The organism is Gordonia sp. NPDC057258, assembly GCF_042668985.1.
Taxonomy (GTDB): domain Bacteria; phylum Actinomycetota; class Actinomycetes; order Mycobacteriales; family Mycobacteriaceae; genus Gordonia; species Gordonia hongkongensis.
This window is the reverse complement of sequence record NZ_JBHUXZ010000002.1, coordinates 220,885-236,550: the sequence shown is the minus strand read 5'-3', so window position 1 is coordinate 236,550 and position 15,666 is coordinate 220,885. Positions and strand designations below refer to the sequence as shown.

General features: G+C 68.3%; 15 protein-coding genes, 4 tRNA genes and 2 riboswitches. Of the genes, 8 read left to right on the top strand and 11 right to left on the bottom strand.

The features are described from left to right. Positions 1-23: 23 nt before the first annotated feature. A riboswitch (cobalamin riboswitch) is annotated at positions 24-202 on the top strand. A gap of 46 nt (positions 203-248) precedes the next feature. The 4 genes from ACFUEJ_RS03180 (at position 249) to ACFUEJ_RS03165 (ending at position 5,206) form a co-directional block, all read left to right on the top strand. Further along, positions 249-1,328, top strand: coding sequence for a FecCD family ABC transporter permease (locus ACFUEJ_RS03180; RefSeq protein WP_388027527.1), 1,080 nt, complete (start codon positions 249-251; stop codon positions 1,326-1,328). A 23-nt stretch (positions 1,329-1,351) separates the two neighbouring features. Continuing rightward, the gene (locus tag ACFUEJ_RS03175; protein ID WP_078113076.1) at positions 1,352-2,158 is read left to right on the top strand and encodes an ABC transporter ATP-binding protein; all 807 of its coding nucleotides are present in this window, start codon (positions 1,352-1,354) and stop codon (positions 2,156-2,158) included. A 53-nt stretch (positions 2,159-2,211) separates the two neighbouring features. After that, a complete protein-coding gene (locus tag ACFUEJ_RS03170; protein WP_259936985.1) occupies positions 2,212-3,249 on the top strand; it encodes an ABC transporter substrate-binding protein in 1,038 nt (345 codons plus the stop codon). A gap of 205 nt (positions 3,250-3,454) precedes the next feature. Continuing rightward, positions 3,455-5,206, top strand: coding sequence for an HNH endonuclease signature motif containing protein (locus ACFUEJ_RS03165; protein ID WP_259936986.1), 1,752 nt, complete (start codon positions 3,455-3,457; stop codon positions 5,204-5,206). Between the two features lie 70 nt (positions 5,207-5,276). On the opposite strand, the gene rplA is transcribed toward ACFUEJ_RS03165, so the two are convergent. From rplA to ACFUEJ_RS03110, 11 genes are all read right to left on the bottom strand, one after another. Further along, positions 5,277-5,993 carry a 50S ribosomal protein L1 gene (rplA, locus tag ACFUEJ_RS03160; protein WP_159370204.1) on the bottom strand — a complete coding sequence of 239 codons (717 nt, stop codon included), beginning with the start codon at positions 5,991-5,993 and terminating at the stop codon, positions 5,277-5,279. Positions 5,994-6,075: 82 nt separating this feature from the next. Next, complete coding sequence (gene rplK / locus ACFUEJ_RS03155; protein WP_004021736.1) at positions 6,076-6,510, bottom strand: 50S ribosomal protein L11; 435 nt, start codon at positions 6,508-6,510, stop codon at positions 6,076-6,078. A 137-nt stretch (positions 6,511-6,647) separates the two neighbouring features. Continuing rightward, on the bottom strand, positions 6,648-7,514 hold the full coding sequence (gene nusG, locus ACFUEJ_RS03150) for a transcription termination/antitermination protein NusG (protein WP_259936987.1): 867 nt from the start codon (positions 7,512-7,514) through the stop codon (positions 6,648-6,650). A gap of 70 nt (positions 7,515-7,584) precedes the next feature. Continuing rightward, on the bottom strand, positions 7,585-8,058 hold the full coding sequence (gene secE, locus ACFUEJ_RS03145) for a preprotein translocase subunit SecE (protein WP_269554087.1): 474 nt from the start codon (positions 8,056-8,058) through the stop codon (positions 7,585-7,587). Between the two features lie 39 nt (positions 8,059-8,097). Next, positions 8,098-8,170 (bottom strand) — tRNA-Trp (locus ACFUEJ_RS03140). A gap of 222 nt (positions 8,171-8,392) precedes the next feature. Beyond that, positions 8,393-10,045 carry an ATP-binding cassette domain-containing protein gene (locus ACFUEJ_RS03135; protein WP_288813517.1) on the bottom strand — a complete coding sequence of 551 codons (1,653 nt, stop codon included), beginning with the start codon at positions 10,043-10,045 and terminating at the stop codon, positions 8,393-8,395. 225 nt (positions 10,046-10,270) lie between these two features. Then, the gene (locus ACFUEJ_RS03130) at positions 10,271-11,368 is read right to left on the bottom strand and encodes a fused (3R)-hydroxyacyl-ACP dehydratase subunits HadA/HadB (protein ID WP_058253328.1); all 1,098 of its coding nucleotides are present in this window, start codon (positions 11,366-11,368) and stop codon (positions 10,271-10,273) included. A gap of 94 nt (positions 11,369-11,462) precedes the next feature. Next, positions 11,463-11,630, bottom strand: coding sequence for a 50S ribosomal protein L33 (gene rpmG / locus ACFUEJ_RS03125; RefSeq protein WP_045823858.1), 168 nt, complete (start codon positions 11,628-11,630; stop codon positions 11,463-11,465). A 93-nt stretch (positions 11,631-11,723) separates the two neighbouring features. Further along, a tRNA-Met gene (locus tag ACFUEJ_RS03120) sits at positions 11,724-11,797 on the bottom strand. Positions 11,798-11,818: 21 nt separating this feature from the next. Further along, a tRNA-Thr gene (locus tag ACFUEJ_RS03115) sits at positions 11,819-11,891 on the bottom strand. A gap of 117 nt (positions 11,892-12,008) precedes the next feature. Next, positions 12,009-12,089 (bottom strand) — tRNA-Tyr (locus ACFUEJ_RS03110). 155 nt (positions 12,090-12,244) lie between these two features. Further along, positions 12,245-12,340: riboswitch (TPP riboswitch) on the top strand. Between ACFUEJ_RS03110 and ACFUEJ_RS03105 the strand changes: the two genes are divergently transcribed. The 4 genes from ACFUEJ_RS03105 to ACFUEJ_RS03090 all read left to right on the top strand — a co-directional run bounded on the left by ACFUEJ_RS03105 (position 12,328) and on the right by ACFUEJ_RS03090 (position 15,649). Beyond that, complete coding sequence (locus tag ACFUEJ_RS03105) at positions 12,328-13,038, top strand: TenA family protein (protein ID WP_159370202.1); 711 nt, start codon at positions 12,328-12,330, stop codon at positions 13,036-13,038. It overlaps the preceding riboswitch by 13 nt. Then, positions 13,035-14,060, top strand: coding sequence for an ABC transporter substrate-binding protein (locus tag ACFUEJ_RS03100; protein ID WP_259936988.1), 1,026 nt, complete (start codon positions 13,035-13,037; stop codon positions 14,058-14,060). The genes ACFUEJ_RS03105 and ACFUEJ_RS03100 overlap by 4 nt, the downstream gene beginning before the upstream one ends. Next, on the top strand, positions 14,035-14,829 hold the full coding sequence (locus tag ACFUEJ_RS03095; RefSeq protein ID WP_259936989.1) for an ABC transporter permease: 795 nt from the start codon (positions 14,035-14,037) through the stop codon (positions 14,827-14,829). The genes ACFUEJ_RS03100 and ACFUEJ_RS03095 overlap by 26 nt, the downstream gene beginning before the upstream one ends. After that, positions 14,822-15,649, top strand: a complete 828-nt coding sequence (locus tag ACFUEJ_RS03090) for an ABC transporter ATP-binding protein (protein WP_247451571.1) — start codon at positions 14,822-14,824, stop codon at positions 15,647-15,649. The genes ACFUEJ_RS03095 and ACFUEJ_RS03090 overlap by 8 nt, the downstream gene beginning before the upstream one ends. Positions 15,650-15,666 lie beyond the last annotated feature (17 nt).

Below are 15,666 nucleotides of genomic sequence, written 5' to 3'. Positions count from 1 at the left end.
AGGTGTAGCGAATCGTTGTTGGTATGTTCAGCCCCGAGAACGGTCACACCCGCACACGTGGGTGTCAGGGAACCCGGTGTGAATCCGGGACTGGCGCGCAACGGTATGGGGGACGGATTCGGCGCGGACACCGGGGCGACCCGGGAAGGCGCCGGCGCCACGATCCCGAGTCCGATTACCGGCCGTTCTCGCTCGAGTCCATCGTGTATCTCGCGCACAGATACCCAGACCGATAGGCAGTACCACCCGTGTCCCGTCGTACCGACGGCACGACCGAGAGCGCGACCGCCCCGTCGGTCCGGCGACTCCCGGCGACGCCGCTAGCCGCAGTACTGTTCGTCCTCACCCTTCTCAGCATCGCCCTGGCCACCGCTTTCGGCGCGGAGACCATCCCCGTCGGCGACGTGTGGCACACCGTCGTCGGCCGAATGACCGGGGCCGAGCTCGACTCCGCGCACGCCGTCATCATCTGGGATCTCCGGTTGCCCCGGTCCGTGCTGGCCGCGCTGGTCGGAGCCGGGCTGGCGCTGGCCGGCGCACTCATGCAGGCCCTGGTCCGCAACCCGCTGGCCGAGCCGTATCTGCTGGGTGTGTCCGCCGGCGCGGCGGTCGGGGCCACCGCGGTGATGACCCTCGGCGTGCTCGCGGGACTGGGAGTCTGGGCGCTGTCCGGCGGGGCGCTACTCGGCGCGCTGGCCGCCACCGTCACGGTGTACCTGGTGGCCCGCGCCCAGGGCGGGCTGACCGCGCTGCGACTCATCCTGTCCGGGGTGGTGTTGTCCTCGGCGTTCATGGCGTTGTCGTCGCTGCTGGTGTTCACCGCCGCCGACCCGCACGCCGCCGACAACGTGATGTTCTGGATGCTCGGCAGCGTCGCGGGCGCCACCTGGGCGAAAGTGCAGATCGCCGGGGCGGTCGTGCTGGTCACCGTCGTGGCCATGCTCGCCATCCACTCCTGGCTCGATGCCTACGCGGCCGGCACCGACACCGCGACGTCGCTGGGCGTGCCGGTACGCGCGATGCGCAACGCGCTGTTCGGTGTCCAGGGTCTCCTGGTCGGCGTGCTCGTCGCGGTGGCGGGCGGCATCGGCTTCGTCGGTCTGATCGTCCCGCACGCGGCGCGGCTCCTGGTCGGCGCCACCCACCGCGCGATGTTGCCGGTGGCGGTCTGCGGCGGTGCGCTCTTCCTGGTGTGGGTCGACGTGATCTCGCGGGTGGCGGCCGCACCGCGCGAGATGCCGCTGGGCATCGTGACCGGACTGATCGGGGCACCGATCTTCCTGTTCCTCATGGGACGACGCCAGTACGTGTTCGGGGGAGGCTCGTGACCGACCCCGCCCGCGCATCGTCGATGTCGTTGCGCGCGAACGCGCTTGCGTGCCGTCGAGGTGGCCGCGTCGTACTGCGGGATGTCGATCTCGCGGTCCCCGCCGGCACCCGACTGGCCATCGTCGGGCCCAACGGTTCCGGCAAGACCACCCTGCTGCGCACGCTGTGCGGTCTCGAACGCCCGGCCGCCGGCACCGTCGAGGTGAACGGAGACGACCTCCACCGCATCCCCTCGCGACGCCGCGCCATGTCGATGGCGGTGGTCGGCCAGGAGGAACAGCCCTCCGCGGAGCTGACGGTCGCCGAGGCGGTCGGCCTCGGCCGGACCCCGTACCGGTCGGCCTGGTCCACCGGGAGTTCCGACGACAAGACGGTGGTCGATCGCGCGTTGATCCAGGTCGGGCTCGACGGCTGGGGCACCCGCTCGTGCACCCAGCTGTCCGGCGGCGAACGGCACCGCGTCGTCCTCGCCCGCGCGCTCGCTCAGCAGACCCCGATCCTGGTGCTCGACGAACCCACCAATCACCTGGACGCCGCCTGGCGACTACGACTGATGGAGATCCTCGACGAGCTCGACGCCACCGTGGTCGCGGCGATGCACGACCTCGACCTGGTGTTGCGTCACTTCGACTCCGTCGCAGTGGTTTCCGACGGTGGTGTCATCGTGCACGGACCACCCGTCGAGGTGCTGACGCCGGCTCTGCTGGCCGACGTCTTCGAGGTGTCCGGCACCGTCGTCGACCATCCATCGACGGGCCTGCCCCATCTGCTCCTGAACACTCCCACCACCACACCCGCCCCCAGCGCTCTGACGAAAGACATCCCGTGAGAGGACATCCTTTGACCATACGTACGTCCCGAGTCCACCCGACCGTCGCCATCGTGGCGGCGACACTGATCCTGGGAACTGCCACCGCCTGCGGTGCCGACAGCACCGCAGCGTCGGAAAGCACTGTCACCATATCGAATTGCGGAGCCGACGTCGCCTTCCCGCAACCCCTCGACCGGTTGTTCGTCAACGACGGCGGCATGATTGCGATCGCACTCGCCGCCGGTGCCCGTGACAACATGGTGGCGGTCAGCGCGCTCGCCCGGGACAAGGACATCCTGCGGCTGGAGTACGGACCCCAGGTCGACACCCTGAACGAGGTCGCGACCGAACGTCCCACCCTCGAGAACATCGTCGCGGCGAAACCCCAAGTGCTGTATGCCGGATACAACTACGGCATGAGCGAATCGCGCGGGATCACACCCGAGATCCTCGCCGGACACGGCATCGACGTGTACCAGTTGTCCGAGGCGTGCCGGCAGACCGAGGGCGAGGCGCAGCGCGGCACCATGGACCCGTGGGTCGCGCTCGACACCGATCTGCGCAACATCGGCACCCTCACCGGCAATCCCGAGCAGGGCGCCGCCGCGGCCGACGAGGTGGCCGACCGCCTCGAGAAGCTGCGCGCCGCACGACAACCCACCGCGAAACCGACGGTCTTCGTCTTCGACAGCGTATCGGACACCATCTTCTCCTCCGGGTCCTTCGGCGGCCCGCAGGGCATCATCGACGCCGCGGGCGCGCGCAACGCGACCGAGGACATCGAGGACACCTGGACCGCCGTGAGCTGGGAACGCCTCACCACCGCGGACCCCGACGTCATCGTGTTCGTCGACTATCCCGGCCAGTCGGTCGACGAGAAGATCGCCGCCCTGCGTTCCAATCCGGCGAGCCGGAACCTGAAGGCCGTGCGCGAGAACCGCTTCGTGAACCTGCCGTACGCGATGTGGGTGTCGAGCCCACTCAACATCGACGCCGCCGAGATCATGCGCGGCGTTCTCGAGAACCACGGCCTCGCACCGGAATCCGGTATCACCCCGTCCCTGGATGTCGCGCAATTGGACCTCGGGGGCAACAACTGGCTGGAGTGAGTCGCGGGACGCCCCGTTGAACACGTGGGGCCGCGGCGATCGTCATGCCGCCGCCCCACGGAGAAGTCGGTGGACCCCTACCACGAGGCACCGACAAGTTACCGGCTCCGAATAGCGTTGCACAACATCAGTTTTGGCTTGCAATGCGCTCGCACCGGTGTACACTCGAACGTACATTCGCGGCAACGGTTCTCGGGGGGTGACCATGTCTGACGAACAAGCGTCGCGGCGACCGCGTGCCCTCGAGTTGGTGGCCGACCTGCACCGCATCCTCGGTGAGTTGCAGACCGTGGACCTGTCGCCGTGTACCGATGCCGAACTCGCTGAAGTGGCCGCGGAGACCGAGCGCGCCATCGCGCGTCTGACCGTCGCCGGTGACCGGCAGATCGATCAGGCCGTCGCTCGCGACCTGCCCCGCAAGGCCGGCTGCCGCACCCTCATGCAGTACATGACGCACCGGCTGCGGGTGTCGAACCCGATGCGCCGCCGTAAGCAGATGGACGCCACCGCCCACCGGACCAGCCTCGGTGGCGAGGTCCTCCCACCCGAGTACCCCTGCCTTGCGGAAGCTTTCGCACAGGGCGCGGTCGGCACCGCGCACGTGCAGGCCACCCTCGATGTCCTCGACCGCATCCCGGTCGCCGTCGACCACGACATCAAGGTCGCCGCCGAGCGACAGATGGCCGAGATCGCCGAAGCCCACACCCCCGCCGAGATCACCCAGCTCGGTGCGCGGCTGCTGGCCCACCTCGACCCCGACGGCACACTGGCCGACGATTCGGAACGCAAGAGGCGCCGCGGCCTGTGGATCGGTCGGCAACGCGCTGACGGGACCGCAAAGATCTCGGGCACGCTGACTCCCGAACTCGCCGCCCGGTTGTCGATGATGTTCGCCGTGTGGGGCAAACCTGGACTGAACAACTCCGACGACCCGCAGTCGCCACGCGGGCCGGCCGGCACCGCCGACCCCGACGCCCTGACCGCCGCAGCCGACCGCGACGGTCGCACTCTCGCCCAAACGAATCACGACGCCCTCGACGCCGCCCTGGCCGCAGGCTTCGCCGACGGAACACTGGGAACCTCGCACCGAGGCCTGCCCGTGCAACTGATCGTCAAAGCCGACCTCGGGGACCTGATCCGAGAAGCCGGACTCGCCACCACCGCCACCGGCACCCTGCTGCCCATCCGGGACTTGATCGCGATGGCCGGTGACGTCCAACCATGGTTGGCGATCTTCAAAGACGCCACCACCGTCCCCCTGCACTTCGGACGGGGCAAACGACTGGCCACCCGCGAACAACGTCTCGTCTCCTTCGCCCGCCCCGACGGGGAAGTGTGCTCGGCACCCGGGTGTGATCAGCCCGCCACCCACATCGAGCTTCATCACGCCGAACGAGACTGGGCCAAGGGCGGACTCACCGACATCGATGACCTCGCCCCCGCCTGCCCCCGTCACAACCGGATGGTCGGCGACCAACCCGGCCAATACACGACCCGCATCGAACGGTCCGGACACGACGAAGGCCGCTGCCTGTGGCGGTTGAACGTCGAACCCGGCGCCCCGCCCAACCCCGAACGCCTCAACCGCCGACCCGACATACCCCGGCGGTTCGCCCAACACCTGAACACCGTGCGCAACGAGATCCACGGGCCACCACCCCGAGGGTTTCGCAGGCTCGATCGCCGGACCCTTCGTGACGCGCCCTCCGCAAGCTCCGGGCGCTCCTCAGGGAGCAGGGCTGACGCGCCCTCCGCAAGCTCCGGGCGCTCCTCAGGGAGCAGGGGGCCCGGCGATCAGTCACGCCCCGATGCCGTCGGCTACGGCGTCCGCGGGCGGCGCCTCGAACTCGCCTACCGAGAACTGGTCCATCCGCGAACACCGCCGGAGCACCTCACCACCCCACCGCTGACCCCGGTCGAAGCAGAACTCGCACGCATACTCACCGACCACGCGTGATTGCACACAACACGAGGGGCCCGGCATCGGAATGCCGGGCCCCTCGTGGGTGTCAGTGCGCCTGATCAGATCAGGCCTGCGGTGCCTCCGCGAAGTTGCGGGTGACCGCCGGGTCGACCGGGATGCCCGGGCCCGTCGTCGTGGAGACGGTGACCTTCTTGATGTAGCGGCCCTTGGCGGCCGACGGCTTGGCGCGCATGATCTCGTCGTAGGCAGCGCCGTAGTTCTCGGCCAGCTTGGCCGGGTCGAACGAAGCCTTGCCGATGACGAAGTGCAGGTTCGCAGCCTTGTCGACGCGGAAGTTGATCTTGCCGCCCTTGATGTCGTTGACAGCCTTGGTGACATCGGTGGTCACGGTGCCCGTCTTCGGGTTCGGCATCAGGCCGCGGGGTCCGAGGACACGCGCGATACGGCCGACCTTGGCCATCTGATCCGGGGTGGCGATCGCGGCGTCGAAGTCCAGCCAACCGCCCTGGATGCGCTCGATCAGATCCTCGGCGCCGACCTCGTCGGCACCGGCGGCGGTGGCCTCAGCGGCCTTGTCGCCGGCGGCGAACACGATCACGCGGGCAGTCTTACCGGTGCCGTGCGGCAGATTGACGGTGCCTCGAACCATCTGGTCTGCCTTACGGGGGTCGACGCCCAGCCGCATCGCGACCTCGACGGTCGCGTCGGTGTTCTTCGACGACGTGTCCTTCGCCAGCTCCACAGCCTCCAGCGGGCTGTACAGCTTGGTCTTGTCGACCTTCTCGGCCGCGGCCGCGTAGGCCTTGCTCTTCTTGCTCATTGCTCTGTTCCTTCTCCGCCGTCAGTCGGCGGGGTGTGTGGTGCGGGCCGAGCCGGCCCTCCCACGGTGATGATGAGGTCTTTCAGCCTTCGACGGTGATGCCCATGGACCGAGCAGTACCGGCGATGATCTTCGCGGCCTGGTCGATGTCATTGGCGTTCAGGTCTTCGGCCTTGGTCTTGGCAATCTCACGGACCTGGTCCATGCTCACCTTGCCGACCTTGTTGGTGTGGGGCTCGCCGGAGCCCTTCTGCAGGCCGGCGGCCTTCAGCAGGAGCTTCGCGGCCGGCGGTGTCTTCAACTTGAAGTCGAAGGAGCGATCTTCGTACACGAAGATCTCGACCGGGATGACGTTGCCGCGCTGCGACTCGGTCGCCGCGTTGTACGCCTTGCAGAACTCCATGATGTTCACGCCGTGCTGACCAAGCGCCGGACCCACGGGCGGGGCCGGGTTGGCCTGGCCTGCCGAGATCTGGAGCTTGATGATCCCGGCGAGCTTCTTCTTCTTGGGAGGCATCTTCTGTTCCTTGCTTGTTTCCTTGCGAATTCACGCCCGCTGGAGACGTGAAAGTTCTGGGTTGGTGGTCCGGCCCTAGATCTTCTCGACCGTGACTCTCAGAGGTCGGTGAAGATACGAGCGCCGCTTCGCGTCGGTCATATCTTCTCGACCTGGTTGAACCCGAGCTCGACCGGTGTCTCGCGACCGAAGATCGACACGAGGACCTTGACCTTGCGCTGCTCGGCGTTGACCTCGCTGATCGACGCGGGCAGCGTGGCGAACGGGCCGTCCATGACGGTGACCGACTCGCCGACCTCGAAGTCGACCTCGATGACGTTCGACGCGGCGGCAGCTGCGGCCTCCACGCCCTCGGCAGCGGCACCGCGCGACGCGGCGGGCTTCTTGGCCTCGGTCCGCGGCATCAGGAACTGCAGCACCTCGTTGAGCGAGAGCGGCGACGGCTTGCTGGTCATCCCGACGAAGCCGGTGACGCCCGGCGTGTTGCGCACGGCGCCCCACGACTCGTCGTTGAGCTCCATGCGGACGAGGATGTAACCCGGCAGCACCTTGCGGTTGACCTTCTTGGGCTGGCCGTTCTTGATCTCGGTGACCTCTTCGGTCGGCACCTCGACCTGGAAGATGTAGTCGCCGACGTCGAGGTTCTGCACGCGGGTCTCGAGGTTGGCCTTGACCTTGTTCTCGTAACCGGCGTAGCTGTGGATCACGTACCAGTCGCCGGGCGCGCGCCGGAGCTGCTTGCGCAGTTCCTCGACCGGATCGACCTCCGCCTCTTCAACCAGGGCCTCTTCGACAGGGGCCTCGCCAGCGGCGGCCTCGTCAACCGGGACCTCGTCGGCATTCTCGGAGACGGTGTCCTCGTCACCCTCGACGACCGCGTCGTCGGCGACCGCGTCACCCTCGGTGTCCACCGCGTCGGTCACGGCCGCGTCGACAGCGTCGACGTCGGCAGCAGCCACGTCGACGGAATCGGTCGAGGCGAGTTCGTTCTCCGGGGTGCTCACTGCAGCCCACGCTCCTTATGGTTCATCTGGCGGTCGTGTTCCTCGTCGCCGGCCGAGCCCACCGCGTGGGTCAGCCGAACAACCAGAGCACGCCCTTGGCGAAGGCGAGGTCGAGGCCGGCAATGAACGCGGTCATCACGATGACGAACACGAGCACGACGATCGTGTAGGTGATCATCTCGCGCCGCGTAGGCCAGATGACCTTCTTCAGCTCGGCGACGACCTGCGTCAGGAAGACCCAGATCCGTACGAACGGATTCCGGCTCTCCTCGGCAGACGCCTTCTTCTTGGTCTTGCGTTCCTTGACGGCGACGGACCCCGTGTCGGAGTCGGTGTCACCGTCGGTTGCACCCGCCGCCGAGCGACGTCCGCGAGCCGAGCGCTTGCCGGACGGACGCAGCTCCTTCGCGGTTCCGGTCGACGTGTCGTCGTCCGTACCCGCGTCGGTGGCCTCGTCGCGACCGTCGAGCTCAGCCGCGGCCGAATCGGCCGCAGAACCCTCTGCGGCGTCTTTGGCGCGGGCGGCCCGGTCTCGCTTGCTCAACTTCGCGGTCCTCTCGTCAGCGTGTGCCCTTCACCAGGGCAGGGGCGACAGGACTTGAACCTGCAACCTGCGGTTTTGGAGACCGCTGCTCTGCCAATTGAGCTACGCCCCTTTGCGACGCCCGCCACCGGAGTGGTCGGCGTTGCCGTCCTTCTCGATCCGGCCTCGCGGCCCGTCGACGTTTCGTCGCCGACAAAACCAACGCGCCACCCTATGGGTAGCGCGCAAGTCTGAATCAATCAGACACTTCAGTGTAGATCACCGGGGCGGTGGACCCAAAACGGGCTCGCCTCCGCTCCCCCGACGACCGTACACCCGCCGCGACGGCTCACCGTCACGGTTCGCGTCCATCGGTGAGTTCGATGCGTGGCCACCCGTCGAGATCGTCTCGCATCTGCCGATCATGACTGGCCACCACGACCGCGCACGCCGCGTCGGCGAGTCCGGCCGTCAGCTCGTCGACGAGGCCGGCCGAGAGGTGATTCGTCGGCTCGTCCAGGAGCAGGACGTCCGGCCGGGCGACCAGGCAGGACGCCAGGTGGAGCCGTCGCTGCTGCCCCTGCGACAACCGCGAGACCGGGGTGCGGGCGGCGTCCGCGTCGAGCAGACCGAGGCTGCGCAGCGACGGGGCGTCGGCGCCGCGCACTTCGAGCCGACGCCGCTGCTCGTCGTAGATCTCGTGCGCGGTCCGGTCGGGGTCCCACCGCGGGACCTCCTGCGTGAGGAAACCGAGGTGCGCACCGGCACGGACGTCGAGCCGGCCCTCGTCGGGCGGGAGCAGTCCGGCGAGCACCGCGAGCAGGGTCGACTTGCCGGTTCCGTTGCGTCCGACGAGAAGCAGGCGCGATCCGCCGACGATCGACACCGACACCGGCGTCTCGAGGCGGCCTGCGACGGTGAGGTCCCATCCGTCCACGAGCGGCGCCCCGGCGCGGGTGTCCGAACCCGGCAGGCAGAACTGCCCCGGCGGCACCGGCACGGTGATCCGATGTCTCTCCAGCTCGTCGACGCGACGGTTGAACAGTTGCACGGCTCCGCCGGCCCGGGTCGCCCGCTGATGCTTGCCGGTGCCCTTGTCCGGGGTCCAGTGGCTCTGCAGGCGCCCGCGGGCCGCGTCCGCCGCACGGATGAGTTCGGCGTGCGCAGCCTGCTGAGCGGCGTGATCTCGCTCCCAGCGCTCACGTTCGCGGCATCTGCCGACGACCCATCCGTCGTAACCGCCCCGGTATGTTCGCGGGCGTCCGTCCCGCGTCGGATCGAGGTCGATGAACTCGGTCGCGACGTCGCGCAGGAAGGCGCGGTCGTGACTGACGACCGCGACTCCGCCGGGGTGCGACCGCAGCCTGCGGGACAGAAAGGCCATCGACTCGGCGTCGAGGTGGTTGGTCGGCTCGTCCAACAGCAGCAGGTCGGTGCCGCCGCCCAGCACCACCGCCAGCCGCACGCGGTACCGCTGCCCCACCGACAGAGTCGACAAGGGGCGGTCCCGGTCGGTGCATGCCGCCATGCCGGCGAGCGCGATGTCGATGCGACGTTCGGCGTCCCACGCATCGAGCCGGGTGACCGACTCGAGGGCGGCGGCATAACCGTCGTCGGCACCCGGCGCTCCCTCGGCCAGCGCATCGGTAGCGGCGTCGAGTTCGGCCAGTGCTGCGAGCGAGTCCCCGACAGCGTCGGAGATCAGGTCCCCGACCGTGCGCGCGTCGCCCGTCGGCAGGTCCTGCTCGACCACCGCGACCGTGCCGGCGCGGGTGACGGTCCCGCCGTCCGGGATCACGGCGCCGGCCAGGACGTGGAGCAAGGTGGTCTTGCCGCGACCGTTCTCGCCGACCACCGCAAGCCTCGACCCCGCGGAGACGGTCACATCGACGTCGCGGAGGACCGTGCGCGGGCCTCGTACGACGCTAACGGCCTCGGCACGGACGTGGGCGGCCGAACCCGCCGGGAGTCGACCTTCGGATATGTGGGTACTGCGTTCAGCAGACATGGTGAGTTCTCAGCTCTTCGGTAGCCGATGAGAGACGTGGCTTCTCATCGGGTCGGGAGCCGGACAGCACGACACAGCCGTCCGGCGTTTGGACCGGGACGGCGTACGAGAACTACAGGTGGGAACTCACAGGGAACTCGTCGCCGTCAGCGACGAGTCCAGAGCTTCAACGAGGCGATGCCGGAGTACATGGGTGGCGACCCTAGCAGCGACGATCACTCTCGATCAATTGAATTGGATGACGGCCTGCGCGCGTCCGAAGATCCGGCGGTCACCCTGCTTGGCGGTGATCGCGATGGTCCCGCGACGAGTTGCGGGATCGAGCGACTTCACCTTGCCGGTGAAGTCGACGGCCGCGCTGTCGTCGGCCGGGACGTACACCGGGCTGGTGAAGCGCACGTTGTACTCGCAGAAGGCCGCCGGGTCGCCGATGAACTCGGAGACGAAGCTCGCGCCGAGCCCCATCGTCTGCATGCCGTGCGCGACGACGTCGTCCATGCCGGCCGCGTTCACGACGTGGTCGGAGAAGTGGATCGGGTTGGGGTCGCCGGCCACGCCCGCATAGTTCGCGAGATTGCCGCGCGTCAGCAGGTACCGCTTGGGCGTGAGTTCCTGACCCACCGTGAGCGTGTCGAAGTCGACGGCACCGAAGGCGCCCGGCGACTGCGTCGGGTCGGGGAGGTCGTAGCGACCCGCCTTCGGCTCGACGGTGTGCCCGGACTCGCCGATGGCGTCGACCTTGATCATCACGTGGTCGAGGGACGCCTCGAGTTCGGGGTCGACGTCCATACCGGGACGCGCCGCCAGGGAGGTCCACGTGGTCATGACCGGCTCGTCGTGCTGGTTCCAGATGACGTTCTTGGTGACCATCAGGTCGATCATCTCGGGACTGCTCACATGCCGGAACGACTCGAGCGAGACGTCGCAGATCAGGCGGTCCCCGACCTTCATCGGCTGGTGGTAGACCAGCCGCTGGTCGGTCTGCATGATCTGCCACATGTCGTAGCCGGTGACGACGTCTTCGAAGAGCTTGCGCTGGGCGATGATCCCGAGCACCGACACGTAGGTGGGCGCGGCGATCAGGCGGTCGTGGCCGAAGGCCCGGGCGCCCTCCTCGCTCCAGTGGGTCGGGTGCGCATCCTGCACCGCCATCGCGTGCTTACGGATCTCCTCGCGGCCGATCTCGTAATAGTCGTCGACCGTGTAGTGGAAGCCGACGAGGCTCTGCGTGTGGGCGGCGATCTCGTCGGGGGTCGGCTTCGCACCACCGCTCGACGCCTCGTCCGGACGATCCTGGATCTCGGCTCCGCTTACCTGTGACATTGAGCTCTACTCCTTCGGCCGACACAGCAAGACGGGCTGCCTCATCGAGAGGCAGCCCGTTGCTGGTGGTACTTCGAAACGGCCGACGACGGCGTCAGCGCGATTCCTTGTGCCCCTGATGCTTGCCGCAGTTCGGGCAGAACTTCTTGATCTCGAGGCGATCGGGATCGTTGCGGCGGTTCTTCTTCGTGATGTAGTTACGGTGCTTGCACACCTCGCAGGCCAAGGTGATCTTGGGGCGAACATCTGTTGAGGAGGCCACTTGATTGCCTTCTTTCGGGTGGTACGTGGTCGGGTTCGGAAGTTCCCTCAGGGCTTGCGACCCTTGCGCTCGGTTCCGGTCGGACCCGATGTGTAGCGGTGGAGGGACTCGATCCCTCGACCTCACGATTATGAGTCGTGCGCTCTAACCAGCTGAGCTACACCGCCCCGCGGACTTCTCGTCCAGCGAGCCCCCTGACGGAATCGAACCGTCGACCTTTTCCTTACCATGGAAACGCTCTGCCGACTGAGCTAAGGGGGCGTGCCCCGGGCGGTTGCGCCCGAGAGCCTTAACGAGGTTACACACTCGCGTCTGCGCTAGACAAATCGCTGGTCGGAGACCGTCTGTAGAGCAGTTTCGCGAGATTGGACCACGCCGTGGCAGGTATAGGATTCGAACCTATGTAGCTTGCGCGACGGATTTACAATCCGCTCCCTTTGGCCGCTCGGGCAACCTGCCGTGCCGCTCTTCCGGCCACCGTGACGGCCGTACGAACAACGCCGTGAAGAATACAACGAACACCGCATCAACGCGCAAACCGGCTGGTCAACAGGCCGGGACATGGTCGTGGCACAGGCGTCCCACCGCGACCCCCACTCCTGCTACTGTGGCTGCGTTCTGACACGGGGTGCTCCGCGACGCGGGGGCTGAGATGAGACCCGAGAACCTGTCCAGGTAATGCTGACGAAGGGATGTCATGTCTGTGCATGCGCACGTGCCGGTCTCCGGCCGATTCTCCGACCACCTCTGGGAGGAGACGAAGGGGTTGCGGACGGCGATCGACGACCTCGAGTTCCTGCGGCGGCTCGGCGACGGGACGCTGCCACTCGAGGTGTTCCGCACCTACATGGAGCAGGACTCGCTGTACCTCGCCGGGTACGCGAAGGCCCTCGCCATCCTGGCGTCGAAGTCCCCCGACCCGCAGACCGCGGGGTTCTGGGCGAACTCGTCGGCCACCGCGGCCACCGTCGAGTCGGCGCTCCACGGCGACCTGCTCAACGGCGGCCAACTGCCGCCGCGTGAGGGCGAACCCGAGCCGTCGCCGGCGTGCCTGGGGTACGTGTCCTACCTGACGGCCGTCGCCGCGACCGAGTCGTATGCGGTCGGCGCGGCCGCGGCCCTGCCCTGCTTCTGGATCTACGCGGAAGTCGGCCGGGCCCTGGCCGCGAGTGCCGCCCAGGTGCTCGCCGCCGACCCGAACCACCCCTACGCGCAGTGGGTGACCACCTACGACGCCCCGGAATTCCAGGAATCCGCCTCGCGGGCAAGGGAACTCGTGGACGAGGCCGCGGCGCACGCCGGCGAGCGGGAGCGGGCCGCGATGGCCACGGCGTTCACCGTCGCCACCCGGTTCGAGCTTCTGTTCTGGGACACCGCGCTGAACCCGCAACCGTGGCCCGCCGCATGAGCGCCCGCGCGCGCCGCCTCCTCACCGTGCTCGCCGCCGCGGTCGTCGCGTCGTCGGCGATCACCGCGTGCGGTTCGGGCGCCGGTTCGGACGGCAGCATCCGATTCGCGCTCGACTGGTCCCCGAACACCAACCACACGGGCTTGTTCGTGGCGCAGCAGCGCGGCTGGTTCGAGGAGGCCGGACTCGACGTCGAGATCCTGCCGTACAACAACACCGCCGTGGACACCATCGTGGACGCGGGCAACGCCGAGTTCGGGATCAGCACCCACAACTCGTCGACCTTCTCGCGGGCATCGGGCGCGCAGACCATCTCCGTGTTCGCGCCGCTGCAGAAGTGGGCCACCGGCATCGGTGTCCGCGCCGATCGCCGCGACATCACGAGCCCGAAGGACCTCGACGGGAAGACATACGCCGGTTTCGGCGACCCGGGCGAGGAGAAGACCCTCGAGCAGGTGATCCGAAACGACGGCGGCACCGGCGAGTTCACCTCGGTGACCCTCGGAACCTCGGCATACGAGGCGGTCTACTCCGGTCAGGCCGACTTCACCGTCTCCTATCTCGCGTGGGAGGGCATCGAGGCCGAGCATCGCGGAACCCCGATGAGGTACTTCCACTACACCGACTTCGGATTCCCGGAGGCATACGCGATCGTCGTCGACGCCAACGAGGACTGGCTGGCGGACAACCCGGACCGCGCGGCGGCCTTCGTGACGGCGCTGCAGCGCGGTTACCAGGCGGCGGCCGACGACCCGGACGCGGCGGCCCGCGACCTCCTCGCCGCCAACCCCGGTGCGTTCAACGACGAGCAGTTGGTGTTCGAGAGCCAGCGCATGCTCGCCGGTCAGTACATGAAGGACGCCGACGGCCGGGTCGGGCGACAGACGCTCGAACAGTGGGCCGGGAACTCCGGGTTCCTGTACCGCAGTGGTCTGCTGACCGGCCCGGACGGGGCGCCGCTCACGACCGAGCCGGACTGGTCGACGTACTTCACCAATGACTACCTCGACACCCCTCGGTAGCACCGGCCTGCGTCGCATCGCGCCCGCGCTCGTCGCGGTGGTCGTCCTGGTGGCGGTCTGGCAGGTCTACGTCGACGTCAGCGGGATCCGGCCGCAGGTGCTGCCGTCGCCGTCGCGCGTCGTCGCGCAGGGTTGGTCGCACCGCGCGGAGATCGGGGTGCACGCCGCGGCGACGCTGCAGGTGACCCTGATCGGGTTCACGGTCTCAATGGTCCTGGCCTGGCTGCTGGCCATCGTCGTCGACTTCTCGCCGGCGCTGCGACGGGCGTTCGTGCCGTTGTTCGTCGCCTCCCAGACCCTGCCGATCATCGCGATCGCACCGCTGATGATCATCTGGTTCGGCTTCGGCCTACTCCCGAAGGTGCTGGTCATCGCCCTGGTCACGTTCTTTCCGGTGGCGATCGGCCTGATCGAGGGATTCGCCGCCACCGACCGCGAGGCCGGCGCGCTGATGCGCAGCATGGGGGCCACCCGCCGCCAGGTCTTCCGGTACGTGCGGCTCCCGTCCGCGCTACCGAGGTTCTTCACCGCGCTGCGGATCGGCATCACCTATGCGGTGGTGGGCGCCGTGTTCGCCGAGTACGTCGGCGCCACCCAGGGGCTCGGCATCTACATGAGCCTGCAGAAGAACTCGTTCCGCACCGACCTGGTGCTCGCGGCAGTGCTGGTGACCGCGCTCCTGAGCGTCACGCTGTACCTGCTCACCTTCGCCGTCGAGCGGGTCGTCGCGCCCTGGGCCCGCGCCGAGGACCGGAACCACCATGACTGACCACCGGCTCGTCCCAGACCACCGGCTCGTGGTCGACCGGCTCACCAAGTCCTATCCGCGACCCGGCCGCGGACAACCGCCCCTGGAGGTCCTCGACGGGGTGTCGTTCACCGCCGAGCCCGGCGAGTTCGTCTCCGTCATCGGGCCCAGCGGATGCGGCAAGAGCACCGTCTTCGGCCTGCTGGCCGGACTCGACGTCCCCGATTCCGGCAGCGCGTCCGTCGGCTCCGAACCCGCCGTCGCCGGACACTGCGCGTACATGCCGCAGAAGGACCTGCTGTTCCCGTGGCGCACCGTGCTGGACAACACCATCCTCGGGCTCCAGGTGCAGGGCGTGCCGACGAACGAGGCCCGACGCCGGGCCGCGGACCTCTTCCCCGCCTTCGGACTCGCCGGATTCGAAGACGCCCGCCCGTTCCAGCTGTCCGGCGGGATGCGACAGCGCGCCGCACTCCTGCGCACCGTCGTCTCGAATCGCGACCTGGTGCTGCTCGATGAGCCGTTCGGCGCCCTCGACTCACTCACCCGGACCGAGATGCAGACGTGGTTGCAGTCGGTGTGGCAGCGCTATCGGTGGACGGTGCTGATGATCACCCACGACGTCCGCGAGGCCGTCCACCTCTCGGACCGCGTGATCGTGCTGTCCGCCCGCCCGGCCACCGTGGTCCACGAGGTGCGTGTCGACCTCCCGCGCCCGCGCGATCCGGCGGGGCTCACCGCTCCCGAGTTCGTCGCCCTCGAGCGAGAACTGCTCGAGGTGCTCCACGACGAGTCACGTCGTGCCCTCGCCGAGCAGGCACAGCGTCGGACGTCCCGGTAGACCCCCGCGGCCGCCCA